Source organism: Pseudotabrizicola sp. (genome assembly GCF_030656345.1).
Classification (GTDB): domain Bacteria; phylum Pseudomonadota; class Alphaproteobacteria; order Rhodobacterales; family Rhodobacteraceae; genus Pseudotabrizicola.
Genome location: NZ_JAUSNR010000002.1, coordinates 211,608 through 227,077 on the forward strand (window position 1 = coordinate 211,608; position 15,470 = coordinate 227,077).

General features: G+C 63.0%; 13 protein-coding genes. 12 read left to right on the top strand and 1 reads right to left on the bottom strand.

The window, feature by feature from the left end; translation table 11 throughout:
* The first annotated feature begins 24 nt into the window (after positions 1 to 24).
* The 6 genes from Q7J44_RS01035 to gndA all read left to right on the top strand — a co-directional run bounded on the left by Q7J44_RS01035 (position 25) and on the right by gndA (position 6,832).
* On the top strand, positions 25 to 972 hold the full coding sequence (locus tag Q7J44_RS01035) for an ABC transporter substrate-binding protein (RefSeq protein ID WP_304876150.1): 948 nt from the start codon (positions 25 to 27) through the stop codon (positions 970 to 972).
* A 72-nt stretch (positions 973 to 1,044) separates the two neighbouring features.
* Positions 1,045 to 1,839, top strand: a complete 795-nt coding sequence (locus tag Q7J44_RS01040) for an SDR family oxidoreductase (protein ID WP_304876152.1) — start codon at positions 1,045 to 1,047, stop codon at positions 1,837 to 1,839.
* A gap of 8 nt (positions 1,840 to 1,847) precedes the next feature.
* On the top strand, positions 1,848 to 3,356 hold the full coding sequence (locus tag Q7J44_RS01045) for a UxaA family hydrolase (RefSeq protein WP_304876154.1): 1,509 nt from the start codon (positions 1,848 to 1,850) through the stop codon (positions 3,354 to 3,356).
* Between the two features lie 55 nt (positions 3,357 to 3,411).
* The gene (locus tag Q7J44_RS01050) at positions 3,412 to 4,149 is read left to right on the top strand and encodes an SDR family oxidoreductase (RefSeq protein ID WP_304876156.1); all 738 of its coding nucleotides are present in this window, start codon (positions 3,412 to 3,414) and stop codon (positions 4,147 to 4,149) included.
* A gap of 11 nt (positions 4,150 to 4,160) precedes the next feature.
* On the top strand, positions 4,161 to 5,006 hold the full coding sequence (locus tag Q7J44_RS01055) for a fumarylacetoacetate hydrolase family protein (RefSeq protein WP_304876158.1): 846 nt from the start codon (positions 4,161 to 4,163) through the stop codon (positions 5,004 to 5,006).
* Positions 5,007 to 5,431: 425 nt separating this feature from the next.
* The gene (gene gndA, locus Q7J44_RS01060; RefSeq protein WP_304876160.1) at positions 5,432 to 6,832 is read left to right on the top strand and encodes an NADP-dependent phosphogluconate dehydrogenase; all 1,401 of its coding nucleotides are present in this window, start codon (positions 5,432 to 5,434) and stop codon (positions 6,830 to 6,832) included.
* Here the strand turns inward: gndA and Q7J44_RS01065 are convergent.
* Positions 6,829 to 7,761 carry a LysR family transcriptional regulator gene (locus Q7J44_RS01065; RefSeq protein ID WP_304876161.1) on the bottom strand — a complete coding sequence of 311 codons (933 nt, stop codon included), beginning with the start codon at positions 7,759 to 7,761 and terminating at the stop codon, positions 6,829 to 6,831. The genes gndA and Q7J44_RS01065 overlap by 4 nt on opposite strands.
* A gap of 173 nt (positions 7,762 to 7,934) precedes the next feature.
* Here Q7J44_RS01065 and chvE point away from each other — a divergent pair, with 173 nt between their 5' ends.
* The 6 genes from chvE to Q7J44_RS01095 all read left to right on the top strand — a co-directional run bounded on the left by chvE (position 7,935) and on the right by Q7J44_RS01095 (position 15,452).
* Positions 7,935 to 9,002 (top strand): multiple monosaccharide ABC transporter substrate-binding protein, encoded by a 1,068-nt coding sequence (chvE, locus tag Q7J44_RS01070; RefSeq protein WP_304876163.1) that lies wholly within the window; start codon positions 7,935 to 7,937, stop codon positions 9,000 to 9,002.
* 67 nt (positions 9,003 to 9,069) lie between these two features.
* Positions 9,070 to 10,599 (top strand): multiple monosaccharide ABC transporter ATP-binding protein, encoded by a 1,530-nt coding sequence (gene mmsA, locus Q7J44_RS01075; RefSeq protein ID WP_304876165.1) that lies wholly within the window; start codon positions 9,070 to 9,072, stop codon positions 10,597 to 10,599.
* Positions 10,600 to 11,790: a multiple monosaccharide ABC transporter permease gene (mmsB, locus tag Q7J44_RS01080; protein WP_304876167.1), complete on the top strand. Its 1,191-nt coding sequence runs from the start codon at positions 10,600 to 10,602 to the stop codon at positions 11,788 to 11,790.
* An 8-nt stretch (positions 11,791 to 11,798) separates the two neighbouring features.
* Positions 11,799 to 12,779, top strand: a complete 981-nt coding sequence (gene araD1, locus Q7J44_RS01085; protein ID WP_304876169.1) for an AraD1 family protein — start codon at positions 11,799 to 11,801, stop codon at positions 12,777 to 12,779.
* Between the two features lie 7 nt (positions 12,780 to 12,786).
* Positions 12,787 to 14,529 carry an L-arabinonate dehydratase gene (gene araD / locus Q7J44_RS01090; RefSeq protein WP_304876171.1) on the top strand — a complete coding sequence of 581 codons (1,743 nt, stop codon included), beginning with the start codon at positions 12,787 to 12,789 and terminating at the stop codon, positions 14,527 to 14,529.
* On the top strand, positions 14,529 to 15,452 hold the full coding sequence (locus Q7J44_RS01095) for a Gfo/Idh/MocA family protein (RefSeq protein WP_304876173.1): 924 nt from the start codon (positions 14,529 to 14,531) through the stop codon (positions 15,450 to 15,452). Before araD ends, Q7J44_RS01095 begins: the two co-directional genes overlap by 1 nt.
* Positions 15,453 to 15,470: the final 18 nt, after the last annotated feature.

A 15,470-nucleotide genomic window follows, 5' to 3' on the forward strand; every position in this document is an offset into this window, starting at 1 on the left:
TCGCACACCATGGGAGGATACCCGATGTTCACCAGACGCACCTTGCTTGCCGCCGCATCCGCCACCGCGCTGATGCTGTCCACCAGCCTCGCTCACGCGCAGGACAAGATCTACATCCCGCTCGTCTCCAAGGGCTTCCAGCATCAGTTCTGGCAGGCCGTGAAGGCCGGTGCCGATCAGGCCGCCGCCGAATTCGGGGTCGAGGTCACATTTGAGGGACCCGATACCGAGGCCCAGGTCGATAAACAGATGGACATGCTGTCCGCTGCTCTGGCGAAAAAGCCTGCCGCTTTGGGCTTTGCCGCGCTTGACAGTCAGGCCGCAACCCCGCTGCTGCGTCAGGCGCAAGAGGCGGGCATCCCGGTCATCGCCTTTGACTCCGGGGTTGACAGCGATATCCCGGCCACCACCGTCACCACCAACAACCTTGCCGCCGCTGCACTGGCCGCCGATAAGATGGCCGAGCTGATCGGCGGTGCGGGCAAGGTGGCGCTGGTGGTGCACGACCAGACCTCACGCACCGGGATCGACCGGCGTGATGGCTTTGTGAACCGCATGGCAGAGGCCTATCCGGACATCGAGATCGTCGATATCCAGTATGGCGGCGGCGATCAGCTGATGTCGACCGAGATCACCAAGGCGATGCTGACCGCGCATCCCGACATGAAGGGTGTGTTTGGCGCGAACGAAGGGTCGGCGCTGGGGGTAATCAACGCTGTGCGGGAAACCAACACCCAGGGGCTGATCGTCATCGGCTACGACTCGGGGGCCGCCCAAAAGGCCGCCGTGCGCGATGGTCTGATGGCGGGCGCGATCACCCAAAGCCCGGTCGGCATGGGCTATGAAACGGTCAAGGCCGCAATCGCGGCAACCAAGGGCGAGATGCTGCCAAAGACCATCGACTCGGGCTTTGCATGGTACGACGCCACCAACATGGACGCGCCGGAAATCGCCGCCGTCCTGTACGACTGATCCCTGATCACGGGGATGAACCGGGTGGTTCCGCTGGTTGCGGGGCCACCCAAAGCTGTTAAGGAAGAGACTATGGATCTGGGGCTGAAAGACAAAATCGTGGTGGTCACCGGGGGCGGCTCCGGCATCGGGGCCGCGATCAGCATGGCACTGGCGGAAGAGGGCGCGATCCCGGTGATCTATGCCCGCCGTGCGCCGGAGGACAGTTTTCTGGATGCTTTGACCGCGAAATCGCCCCGTGCGGGCTGGGTCAAGGCCGATCTGTCGATTGATGACGACTGCCGCCGCGCGGTTGCCCAGACGCATGAGGTCTGGGGGCAGGTGTACGGTCTGGTCAACAATGCCGGGGCGAATGACGGAGTTGGTCTGGACGCGGGGCCGGAGGCGTTCCGCGCCTCGCTCAACCAGAACCTGATCCATTATTACACCCTTGTACATCTGCTGATGGACGACCTGAAAGCCACAAAAGGCGCGATTGTGAACATCAGTTCCAAAACCGCCATCACCGGGCAGGGCGGCACCTCTGCCTATGTCGCGGCCAAGGCGGCGCAACTTGGGCTGACCCGCGAATGGGCCGCAGCCCTTGCAGGGGATGGCGTCCGCGTCAATGCCGTGATTCCGGCCGAAGTCATGACCCCGCTGTACCGCCGCTGGCTGGACACGATGGAGGACCCCGATGCCAAGCTGGCCGAAATCACCGCCCGCATTCCGCTGGGACAGCGCATGACGCTGGATACCGAAATGGCCGCCACCACCGTTTTTGCCCTGTCGGAAAAGGCGGGACATACCACCGGGCAATGGCTGTTTGTCGATGGCGGGTATACCCATCTTGACCGCGCGCTCTCCACCCTTGCCCCAACGACCTGAGGCCCAAATTGCCCATCAGCATCCGCCTGAACCCCGATGACAATGTCGATATCGCCCTGACCGATCTGGCTCCGGGGGCCGAAGCGCTGGGGGTGACCATCACCACGCCGGTCGCGCGCGGCCACAAACTGGCCAACCGCGCGATTACCCTTGGCGAAAACATCCGCCGCTATGGTCAGATCATCGGGGCCGCCACGCAAGACATCCCCGCGGGCGCGCATGTGCATGTGCACAACATCGCCATGTCCGATCATGCGCAGGACTACGCCTTCGCCGCCGAGGCGCGGCCCTTGGCCGTCGCCAATGAAGACCGCACCTTCATGGGCTTCCGCCGCCCCGACGGGAAGGCCGGAACCCGCAACTACCTTGGCGTGCTGACAAGCGTGAACTGCTCCGGCTCCGTCGCCCGTTTCATCGCCGAAGAGGCCGAGAAATCGGATTGGTTCAAGGCGCTTGGCAATGTCGATGGCATCGTGCCGATCGCCCATGCCTCGGGCTGTGGCATGTCGGGGTCTGATGAAGGCTACGCGACGCTTATGCGCACGCTGCAGGGCTATGCACAGAACCCGAACTTTGGCGGCATCCTGTTGGTGGGGCTGGGCTGCGAAGTCCTGCAGATCCCCGATCTGGTGGGCCGTGGCCGGATGCGCGCCGACAACAACTTCCGCCACATGACCATTCAGCAGATGGGCGGCACCCGGAAAACGGTGGAGCGTGGAGTCGAAGCGCTGCGTGAGATGGCCGATATTGCAAACGCCTATACGCGTGAACCGATCCCGGTGTCGGAACTGGTGATCGGCATGCAATGTGGCGGGTCGGACGGCTATTCCGGCATCACCGCCAACCCGGCCCTTGGCGTGGCCTCGGACCTGCTGGTGCAGCATGGCGGCACCACGATCCTGTCGGAAACCTCCGAGATTTACGGTGCAGAACACCTGCTGACCCGCCGCGCAGTCAGCGTCGAGGTCGGCGAAAAGCTGATTGAGCGCATCCGCTGGTGGGAAGATTACACAGCCCGCAACAAGGGCGAGATGAACAACAACCCCAGCCCCGGCAACAAACGCGGCGGGCTGACCACCATTCTGGAAAAATCCCTCGGCGCGGTCGCCAAGGGTGGCTCTGCCCCGATGGAGGATGTGTATCTGTTTGCCGAACCGATCACCAAAAAGGGCTTCGTCTTCATGGACAGCCCCGGCTATGACCCCTGTTCCGTGACCGGCCAGATCGCATCGGGGGCCAACCTGATCGTCTTTACCACCGGGCGCGGGTCGGTCTCGGGCTACAAGCCGGTGCCGTGCATCAAGGTCGCCACCAATTCCGAGATGTTCCGGCACATGGAGGAAGACATGGACCTGAACACCGGCGATATCATTGACGGCGGGGTCACGCTTGCCGACAAAGGGCGCGAGATGTTCGAGCAGTTCATCAGGGTCGCCAGCGGTGAGGTTACCAAATCCGAAGCCTTGGGCTTTGGCGGCGCGGAATTCGTGCCTTGGCAGATCGGTGCCGTGATGTAACACCTGCCACGGCAGGCGATGCGGTATGATAGCGGAAGAAAGACAAGGAATCTCCATGGGACGGCTGAACGGAAAGACGGCACTGATCACGGCGGCGGGGCAGGGCATCGGCCGCGCCTCGGCGCTTGCCATGGCGCGTGAAGGTGCCGCTGTGATCGCGACCGACATCAATGAGGCCGCGCTCGCCGATCTGGCGGCACAGGGCCTTCAGACCCGCGTGCTGAACGTGCGCGACCCCGCCGCCATCACCGCGCTCGCCGCCGAGCTGGGCCGGGTGGACGTGCTGTTCAACTGCGCCGGCGTCGTCGCAAACGGCACCATTCTGGAGTGTGATGAGGACCAATGGGCCTTCAGCTTTGACCTGAACGTCACCGCGATGTACCGGATGTGCCGCGCCTTCCTTCCGGCCATGGTAGAGGGTGGGTCGGGGTCGATCATCAATATGGCTTCGGTGGCCTCATCGATCATCGCTGTGCCGAACCGTTTTGCCTATGGCTGCACCAAGGCCGCCATCATCGGCCTGTCAAAATCCATCGCCGCCGATTTCATCACCAAGGGCATCCGCTGTAACGCGGTCTGCCCCGGAACGGTGGATACACCTTCGCTGCAAGAGCGGATGGCAGCGACCGGCGATTATGAGGCCGGGCGCAAAGCCTTTATTGCACGGCAACCCACAGGCAAGCTGGCGCAGGCCGAAGATATCGCGGCGCTTGTTGTTTTCCTCGCTTCGGACGAGTCTGCGTTCGTCACCGGCACGGCCAACGTCATCGACGGCGGCTGGTCGAATACCTGAAAGGATCTGATATGAAACTCCTCCGTCATGGCGCTGCGGGCGCTGAACGTCCCGGTCTGCTGCATTCGGATGGCACCATCCGTGACCTGACCGGCATTGTGCCCGATATTGCCGGCGATGTGCTGTCTGATGCCGGCCTGTCGGGCTTGCGCGGCGTGGATGTGGGCAGCCTGCCGGTGGTGGCGGCTGACAGCCGGCTTGGGCCCTGCGTTGCAGGCACCGGAAAATTCATCTGCATCGGCCTGAACTACGCCGACCATGCCGCCGAATCCGGGCTGGCCGTGCCGCCCGAGCCGGTCATCTTCATGAAGGCCACCAGCGCCATCGTCGGCCCGAACGACCCGATCATCATCCCCCGCACATCGGAGAAAACCGACTGGGAGGTGGAGCTGGGCGTGATCATCGGGACACGGGCGAAATACGTCTCGGAAGCCGACGCGCTGAATTATGTCGCGGGCTATGCCGTGACCAATGATGTCAGTGAACGCGCGTTTCAGGCCGAACGGGCCGGACAATGGACCAAGGGCAAAAGCTGCGACAACTTCGGTCAGCTTGGCCCCTGGCTGGTAACGCGCGACGAGGTGGCGGACCCGCAGGCCCTGTCAATGTGGCTGAAGGTAAACGGCCAGACCATGCAGGACGGGTCCACCAAGACCATGGTCTACGGCGTGGCGCATGTGGTCAGCTATCTGTCGCAGTTCATGACCCTGCATCCGGGCGATGTGATTTCTACCGGCACCCCACCCGGCGTGGGCATGGGGATGAAGCCGCCGCGCTACCTGAAGGCGGGCGATGTGGTGGAACTGGGCATCGAAGGTCTGGGCCAGCAGCGTCAGGATGTGATCGCCGACAGCTGAGGGCGTTGCGTAGCCCGGCCCTTTCGGGGCCGGGCCTTTCGGTTGGTTGCCAGCGGAGGCTTCCCCCTGTATCAAAGCTGTGGGAATATATATATATCAAAGTCTTAGCCCGTACGCTCAGCGTTTTCCCGCACATGGACGGGCTGCGTGGTGCCTGTGGCTGCTCGGGCTGGGGGGCCAGCCCCCCGTCTCTTTGCTCCTCCCCCCGGGATATTTGGGAACAGATGATGGGCCAAAGGGGCAGACGGGCTGCCGGGGCGTTTCGGTTTGACGCGTCTGGGCGGTGGCGTTAGCTCCATTGTGTGGAAATCGGGGAAAGCGATGCCGGTGTTTTGGGTCCATCCTCCGGGTGTTGGACGCAGCCTCTGCGCGCCGCGTCTTCCCCTGCCATTTTGATGTTTTTCTGAACTGCAAAGGACTGCGACATGACGCAAACGCATACCGGCCTGATCGGCCTTGGCACGATGGGGGCGGCGCTGGCGCTGAACATTGCCGAGAAGGGGTTTCCGATTGCGGTGTGGAACCGGACCGGATCGGTCACGCAGGCCTTTCACGACGGTGCGGGTGAGCTGGCGTCGCGGATCACACCTACCGACACGCTGGAGGCGCTGGTGCAGGCGATTGTGCCGCCGCGCGCTATCATCCTGATGGTACCGGCAGGGCAGGCAGTGGATGACCAGCTGGCGGCGCTGACCCCGCTGCTTGGGCCGGAGGATCTGGTGATCGACGCGGGCAACGCCAATTTCCGCGACACCAACCGGCGCGACGGGGCGGAGTTGCCGTTCCGCTTCATGGGCATCGGCGTGTCGGGCGGCGAAGAGGGCGCGCGGCACGGCCCGGCGATCATGGCGGGTGGGCCGCAGGCGGCATGGGGCCAGATGCAAGACCTGTTGCAGGCGATAGCGGCGCGGGCCGAGGATGGCAGCGCATGTGCCGACCATATGGGCCCATCGGGTGCGGGTCATTTCGTGAAGGCGGTGCACAATGGCATTGAATATGCCGATATGCAGATGATTTCCGAGGTTTACGGCGTGATGCGCGACGGGTTGGGACTGGCGGCGGCGGATGTTGCGCCGGTGTTTGCGCGCTGGAATGAAGGGGTGCTGCAATCCTATCTGATCGAGATTTCGGCGGCAGTGGCGGCGGCGACTGATCCCGAGACCGGCGCGGCAATGCTGGATGTGATCGTCGACGCGGCGGGGCAAAAGGGCACCGGGCGCTGGACGGCGGTAGAGGCGCAGCATCTGGCGGCGCCGGTGCCGGTGATCGAGGCGGCGGTGATGGCGCGCAATGTTTCGGCCCGGCGCGACGAGCGGGCGGCGGGTGAGGCCCGCTTTGGCAAGGCGGGGGGGCCGGTCGATCTGTCGCTGGACGATCTGGAAGCCGCGATGATTGCGGGCAAGATCCTGTGCTATGCCCAAGGTTTCGCGATGATGACTGCGGCGGCCAGGGAGTTCGACTGGGCGCTGGACATGCCTGCGATTGCGCGGGTCTGGCGGGCGGGCTGCATCATCCGGTCGTCGATGCTGAACGACATGGCGCAGGCCTTGGCCGAAGACTCTGCGCGCAATCTGATACTGGCGCCGTTCTTTGCCGGGCTGCTGGATGCCAGCCTGCCCGCCCTGCGCCGGGTGGTGGCGGCGGGGACCTTGCACGGGTTGCCTTTGCCCGCGCTGTCGGCGGGGCTGTCGTGGTTTGATCTTATGCGGCAGGCGCGCGGCACCGCCAATATGGTGCAGGGCCAGCGCGATTTCTTTGGCGCGCATGGCTTTGACCGGCTGGATGGCAAGGATCTGCGGCACGGGCCCTGGGGGAACGGGGCCTAACCCGCCGGGGTCAGCTGGCCCTGCCTTATGATCTGGTCAATCAGGCGGCTGAGCGCAGGCGTAATCGCCTGCCCTTTGCGGGTGATCAGCCCGTAAGAGCCGACATCGATCTGCAGCGGTGTGTCGAGCGAGACGTAGCCGCTGCCGGGGGTGCAGAATACATCGGTGACGGCCTGCGCCAATGGCGCGATGGCATTGGTTTGTCGCACCATTGTCAGGGTCAGCAGGAAGGACGCCGTTGTCAGGCTTTGCCGGGGCGGCGGCAGGCTGTGCTGCTCAAAAGCGCGGGTCATGGCGCGGTTCAGCGGCGAGGGTTCGGCGGGCATCACCCAGTCAAACCGCATCAGATCGGACAGGTCGACCGCACCCTGCCCGGCCAGAGGATGATCTTGCCGGACCAGCAGGGCCACAGGTTCGGTGCCCAGGGGGGCGATGGTGAAGTCATTGCTGTCGTCCGGGCCGGTCGGGCGGCCCAGAACCAGATCGAGCCGCCCGGCCCGCAGCTCCTGACACAGCAGCGCGGAGGGGGCGACAGAGACATCGGCGGTGATGTTGGGGTGGGTCAGCCGCAGGGTGCGCAGCGCGGGAAGCATCAAGGACAGGGCCGGGGCAGTGACGGACCCCAGTCGCAGATGGCCGCTGTCGCCGGAGGCGAGGCCCGAAATTTCGGCGGTGGCCTCTTGCAACTCCGTCAGAATACGGCGGGCGCGGGCGGCAAGGGCGGTGCCCACGACGGTCAGGGCGATGCCCCGGCCAGAGCGTTCGTGGATAGGCTGCCCCAGAATATCCTCAATCTCAACGATCAGGCGTGAGGCGGTCGGCTGCGACACGCCGGTCAGATCGGCGGCGGTTGTGATGCGGCGGGTGTCGGCCAGATGCGCCAGAAGCCGCAGATGGGTCATTTTCAGGTGGTGCAGGGGCAGGATCATGGCGGCGCATCCATATCAATCTTGCAGTATATACTTCATGTAATCTCATTTGACGGGAATGTGTCCTTTGGTCAATGTCCCGCCTGATCGCGGTCCTTGTGCGCGCAGCGCCTGGGGAACGGACAAACCGCCGCGACATTGCCGTGTTTCATGGCATCTGGGAGGAGAGAGATATGAAATTCACAAAACGTGCTGTGCTGAAACTGGCGGTTGCCGCCACGCTGCTGGGCAGCCCTGCCTTTGCGCAGGACAAGGGCACTGTTGGCATCGCCATGCCGACCAAATCTTCGGCGCGCTGGATCTCGGACGGCGAGTCGATGGTGAAGCAGTTCACCGAAGCGGGCTACGGCACCGATCTGCAATATGCCGAGGATGACATCCCGAACCAGCTGGCGCAGATCGAGAACATGATCACCAAGGGTGTGAAGGTTCTGGTCATCGCCGCGATTGACGGCACCACGCTGTCGAACGCGCTGGAAAACGCGGCTGCATCGGACATCAAGGTCATTGCCTATGACCGTCTGATCCGTGAAAGCGGCGATGTCAGCTATTACGCGACCTTTGACAACTTCAAGGTCGGCGTGCAGCAGGCCGAAAGCCTTGTGAAGGGCCTGAACGAGCGCTTCCCTGATGCAAAGCCGCACAATGTGGAGCTGTTCGGCGGCTCGCCCGACGACAACAACGCGTTCTTCTTCTACAACGGCGCGATGTCGGTGCTGCAGCCGCTGATCGATTCCGGCGATATCGTGGTGCCATCGGGTCAGATGGGCATGGATGTGGTCGGCACCCTGCGTTGGGATGGCGCTGTGGCGCAGTCGCGGATGGATAACCTGCTGTCGGCCAATTATGGCGACAAGGTTCTGCACGGCGCTTTGTCGCCCTATGACGGGCTGTCAATCGGCATCCTGTCGTCGCTGAAGGGCGTGGGCTATGGCTCGGGTGATCTGGCAATGCCGATCGTGACCGGGCAGGATGCTGAAGTGCCAAGCGTGAAGTCGATGATCGCGGGCGAGCAGTATTCGACCGTGTTCAAGGACACCCGCGAACTGGCCCGCGTGACCGTGGGCATGGTCGAGGCGCTGCTGACCGGATCAGAGCCGGAAATCAACGACACCGAGACCTATGACAACGGCGTCAAGGTCATCCCGTCCTATTTGCTGGAGCCGGTATCGGTGGATGCGTCGAACTATGAGGAAATCCTTGTAGGCTCGGGCTATTACACCGCCGACCAGATCAAGTAAGACCACGCGATCTTTCCGGGCCTGTCTGCCGTTTGGCGGGCAGGCCCGGTTTGCCTTGGGAGGGATGATGACAACGCTTCTGGAAATGCGCGGGATCAGCAAGCTGTTCCCCGGCGTGCGGGCGCTGGACCGTGTGAACCTGTCGGTCGAGGCCGGTGAAATCCATGCGATCTGCGGTGAGAACGGCGCGGGCAAATCGACGCTGATGAAGGTGCTGTCAGGGGTTTACCCGCATGGCAGCTATGAGGGCGACATCGTTTATGACGGTGAGACGCTGGCGATGAAGTCGATCACGGATTCGGAAGCCAAAGGCATCATCATCATCCATCAGGAACTGGCGCTGGTGCCCTTGCTGTCGATTGCCGAGAACCTGTTTCTGGGCAACGAGGTGGCAAAGGCCGGTGTGATCAACTGGCCGCTGGCATTCCAGAAAACCACCGAACTGCTGAAAAAGGTCGGTTTGAATGAGGCACCGACCACCATTGTCGGCAAGCTGGGCGTGGGCAAGCAACAGCTTATCGAGATTGCCAAGGCATTGGCCAAGGATGTGCGGCTGCTGATCCTTGATGAACCCACCGCCGCGCTTCAGGAAAACGACAGCCAGAAGCTGCTGGATCTGATGCTGGAGCTGAAGGCGCAGGGCGTCACGCAGATCATTATCAGCCACAAGCTGAACGAGATTGGCCGCGTGGCGGATCGCACCACGATCATCCGCGATGGCACCACGGTATCGACCCTTAACCGCGAAGACATCACGGAAGACCGCATCATCCGCGACATGGTGGGCCGCGACATGGCGCATCGCTATCCCGACCGCACCCCGAACCCCGGCGAGATGCTGCTGGAGGTCAAGGGCTGGAACGTGTTCCACCCCGACCAGAAAGACCGCCAGACCATCCGCAACGCCGGGTTCACGGTGCGCAAGGGCGAGATTGTGGGTATTGCCGGGCTGATGGGGGCGGGCCGTACCGAACTGGCGATGAGCCTGTTCGGCCATAGTTATGGCCGCAACATCAGCGGCGAGATTTCGATGGGTGGCAAGCCGGTGGACACATCCACCGTGACCAAGGCCGTCGCGGCGGGTCTGGCCTATGTGACCGAAGACCGCAAGGCGCTGGGCCTGATCCTCGAAGAACCGATCCTGCGCAACATCAGCCTTGCCAACCTTGCCGGCATCGCCCGGCGCGGCGTGCTGAACCAGCGGCGTGAGGCGCAGGTGGCCGAAGATTACCGCCGCGCCATGAACATCCGCACCCCGAATGTGCAGCAAAAGGTGGTGAACCTGTCGGGCGGCAACCAGCAAAAGGTGGTGCTGTCGAAATGGCTGTTCACTGATCCGCAGGTGCTGATCCTTGATGAACCCACACGCGGCATCGACGTGGGCGCGAAGTTTGAAATTTACAACATCATGAACCAGCTGGCCGCCGATGGCCGGGGGATCGTGATGATCAGCTCGGAAATGCCCGAGCTGCTGGGCATGTGCGACCGCATCTATGTGATGAATGAGGGCCGGATCGTGGGGGAATTGTCCCGCGCCGAGGCGTCGCAGGAACGCATCATGGCCATGATCCTGAATTCAGTTGGGAAGGCGGCTTAAATGTCGGAAAAGAACTATCTGGGCAGCCATCTGCGGGAATACGGGATGATCATGGCGCTGGTCGCCATCGTGTTTTTCTTTACCGTGATCGTGCGCGCCAGCATCAACGTCGATTTCCTGTCGGCGCAGAACATCACCAACCTGTTTTTGCAGAATTCCTACGTCATCATCATGGCGCTGGGGATGCTTTTGGTGATCGTGGCCGGGCATATCGATCTGTCGATCGGGTCGGTCGTGGGCTTTACCGGCGCGGTGGCGGCGGTGCTGACCGTCAATCTGGGCTGGCCGGTGTTTGCGGTGATCCCGGCCTGTCTGATCGTGGGCGGGCTGATCGGCGCGGCCCAAGGGTACTGGGTGGCCTATTGGAAGATTCCATCCTTTATCGTGACGCTGGCGGGGATGCTGGTGTTTCGCGGATCGACGCTGTGGTTGTTGAATGGCCAGAACATCGGGCCGTTTCCGCGCAGTTTTCAGTCGCTGTCCACCGGGTTTATTCCAGACATCTTTGGCGATGCCGATCAGGCGCTGTTCGGCATGGACCGGCTGAACGGTACCGCGCTGCTGATCGTGGTGGTTGCGGCCTGTTTTGTGGTCTTTCTTGGCCTGCGCAAGCGGGCGCAGGATGCTGGCTTTGGCGTGACGCCGGAACCGGCGGTGGTGTTCTGGATCCGCAATGCCATTGTCTGCGGCGCGCTGATCTTTGTCGGCTACAAGCTGGCGATCTTCCGCGGCCTGCCCAATGTGGTGATGGTGCTGGCGGTGCTGACGGTGATCTATGCCTTCTTCACCGAGCAGACCACCAGCGGCCGGCGCATCTATGCGCTGGGGGGCAATGAAAAGGCGGCGAAGCTCTCGGGGATCAAGACCGAACGGCTGGTGTTTTTCTGCTTTGTCAACATGGGCGTGCTGGCGGCACTGGCCGGAATGATCGTGGCCGCGCGCCTGAACTCCTCCACCCCCAAGGCCGGGGCCGGGTTCGAGCTTGACGTGATTGCCGCAGTGTTCATCGGTGGGGCCTCGATGACCGGCGGGTCGGGCAAGATTGTCGGCGTTGTGGTCGGTGCACTGATCATGGGCGTGATGAACAATGGCATGTCGATCATGGGCATCGGCATTGACTATCAGCAGGTGATCAAGGGGCTGGTGCTGCTCGCCGCTGTCATCTTTGACGTTTACAACAAGAATAAGTGAGGGCTGCCATGCTGTTGTCGCAAATCAGAACGGATGAAGGCATCGCCGTGATCGCCCGCGAAGGGTCAGAGGCTGCCGTCGTGCAGGGGGCCACCAGCACCTATGCGCTGGCGATGGAGGCGACAGAGTCGGGCCGGTCGCTGGCGGCGGTGGTGGCCGCGCACGGGCTTGGCCCGGCGGTTGACCTGTTGCGCGCCGCAGCCGAGGGGCGGATGCTGGCACCGATCACCCACCCCGACCCGGCGCATCTGCATCTGACCGGCACCGGTCTGACCCATCTGGGCAGTGCATCGACCCGCAACGCCATGCACGCCAAGGCGAATGCGGATGATGCGACGGATTCGATGAAGATGTTCCGCATGGGGCTGGAAGGCGGCAAGCCTGCCACGGGCCCCGGCGTGCAGCCCGAATGGTTCTACAAGGGCAACGGCGTGCATCTGGTGGCCCCCGGTGCGGCCCTGACCTCACCCGGGTTTGCGCTGGATGGCGGGGAAGAGCCTGAACTGGCGGGGATCTATGTGATCGCGGCCAATGGCACGCCCTGCCGTGTGGGCTGGGCGCTGGCGAATGAGTTTTCCGACCATGTGACCGAGCGGATCAACTATCTGTATCTGGCGCATTCCAAGCTGCGGCAGGCGTCGATCGGGCCCGAAATCCTTGTGGGCGAGCTGCCAGCCGATGTGCGCGGCACCAGCCGCATCCGCCGCGCCGGTGCGGTGATCTGGGAAAAGCCGTTCCTGTCGGGCGAGGCGAACATGTCGCACAGCTTTGCCAATCTGGAACACCACCATTTCAAATACGATCTGTTCTGCCAGCCCGGTGATCTGCATGTGCATATGTTCGGCACCGCCACGCTGTCCTTTGCCGATGGCATCAAAGCCGAACCGGGCGATGTGTTTGAGATTGAAGTGCCCGGCTTTGGCCTGCCACTGACCAACCCGCTTGCCGTTGCCCCCGACACCGGGATGACAACGGTCCACGCCTTGTGAGGATGATATGACGTTCAAACCCGCCCAATGGCCCCGCAAGCTGCGCTCGCAGGAATGGTTCGGCGGCACTGGCCGTGACCAGATCTATCACCGGGGCTGGATGAAAAATCAGGGCTTCCCGCATGATCTGTTCGATGGCCGCCCGGTCATCGGCATCCTGAACACCTGGTCGGAACTGACGCCGTGCAACGCGCATCTGAACGATCTTGCGCAGCGGGTGAAGAACGGGATTTATGAGGCGGGGGGCTTCCCGGTCGAAGTGCCGGTGTTTTCGGCCAGCGAGTCCGCCTTCCGCCCTACCGCGATGATGTTCCGCAATCTGGCGGCTATGGCGGTGGAAGAGGCGATGCGCGGTCAGCCGATGGATGGCTGCGTGCTGCTGGTGGGCTGCGACAAGACCACGCCATCGCTGCTGATGGCCGCGGCATCGACCGACCTGCCGTCCATTGTGGTGACAGGCGGGCCGATGCTGAACGGCTATTACCGCAACGAACGTGTGGGGTCGGGCACCCATCTGTGGAAATTCTCCGAAGCGGTGAAAGCCGGGGAGATGACGCAGGAAGAATTTGCCGAGGCGGAGGCAGGCATGTCGCGCTCTCCGGGGTCGTGCAACACCATGGGCACCGCCAGCACGATGGCCTCGATGGCCGAAGCGCTTGGCATGGCGCTGTCGGGCAATGCCGCCATCCCGGCGGTGGACAGCCGCCGCCGGGTGATGGCGCAGATGACAGGGCGGCGCATTGTGCAGATGGTCAAGGATGATCTGAAGCCATCGGACATCCTGAAAAAGCAGGCGTTCGAAAACGCCATCCGCACCAACGCCGCCATCGGTGGCAGCACCAATGCGGTGATCCACCTGCTGGCCATCGCAGGCCGGGTCGGCATCGACCTGACACTGGATGACTGGGACCGTTGCGGCCGTGATGTACCCACCATCGTCAACCTGATGCCATCGGGCAAATACCTGATGGAGGAGTTCTTCTATGCCGGCGGACTGCCCGTGGTGATCAAACGGCTGGGTGAGGCGGGCCTTTTGCACAAGGACGCGCTGACCGTATCGGGCACGTCGATGTGGGATCAGGTCAAGGATGTGCGCAACCACAACGAAGACGTGATCCTGCCTGCCGAAAAAGCGCTGACCCAGTCGGGCGGCGTGGTGGTGGTGCGGGGCAATCTGGCACCCAAGGGGGCGGTGCTGAAACCTTCGGCCGCCAGCCCGCATCTGATGGTGCACCGCGGTCGCGCCGTGGTGTTTGAGGATATCGACGACTACAAGGCCAAGATCAACGATGAGGCTTTGGATATCGACGAGACCTGCATCATGGTAATGAAGAACTGCGGGCCAAAAGGCTATCCCGGCATGGCCGAGGTTGGCAATATGGGCCTCCCACCCAAGGTGCTGCGCAAGGGCATCACCGATATGGTGCGCATATCTGACGCGCGCATGTCGGGCACCGCCTATGGCACAGTCGTGCTGCACACCTCGCCCGAGGCAGCGGCAGGCGGGCCGTTGGCGGTGGTCCGCAGCGGCGATTTCATCGAGCTGGACGTGCCAAATCGCCGGCTGCATCTGGATATTCCCGATGACGAACTGGCTGCGCGTCTGGCGGCATGGAAACCCACGCATGACCTGTACCCTTCAGGCTACGGCTGGTTGCACCAGCGCCATGTCGAAGGGGCAGACACCGGGGCCGATCTCGATTTCCTCAAAGGGGCGCGTGGCGCGCCTGTGGGACGGGATTCGCACTAATGCCGGAACGCCAGAAAATTGCGCTCGTCGGCATCGGCAAGATCGCGGTTGATCAGCATGTGCCCGCCCTTGCCGCCAGCCCCGAATGGGAACTGGCCGCCACCGTGTCGCGCGCGGGCACGGTGGATGGTGTGGAAGCCTTCACCGACATCGACACCATGCTGGCGGCGCGGCCAGATATCGGCATGGTCTCGCTTGCCCTGCCGCCGGTGCCGCGCTTTGCCTATGCGCAGGCCGCGCTGCGGGCCGGGTGCCATGTGATGCTGGAAAAGCCGCCCGGTGCCACGCTGGCGGAAATCCATGCGCTGGAAGCGCTTGCCGATGCGCAGGGTGTCACGCTGTATACCACATGGCACAGCCGGATGGCCCACGCGGTGGCCCCGGCTAAGGCCTGGCTGGCCGACAAAGCCATCACCCGCGCCCATATCACCTGGCGCGAGGATGTGCGCAAATGGCATCCCGGTCAGGACTGGGTGTTTGAACCGGGCGGCATGGGTGTGTTCGACCCCGGTATCAATGCGCTGTCGATCCTGACCGAGATTCTGCCCGCGCCCGTGCATCTGCAAAGCGCCGAGCTGGAGTTTCCCGCCAACCGCCAGACACCCATTGCCGCCCGGCTGCAGTTCACCGGCCATGTCACTGCCGATTTCGACTGGCGGCAAACCGGTCCGCAGACCTGGGACATCGAGATTGACACCAGCGCAGGCCGCATGGCCCTGCGCATGGGCGGCAATGTGCTGGAGCTTGACGGCCAGTCCGCGCAGGGCGAAAATACCATCATGGATGAATATCCCGCCCTTTACGCCCGCATGGCCGAGCTGGTGGCCAAGGGGCAGTCCGAGGTTGACCTTGCCCCAATGGTGCACGTGGCCGATGCCATGACCCTTGGCCGGCGGATCGAGGCCGGGGCTTTCAATTTCTGACTTCATCATTACCTGTTC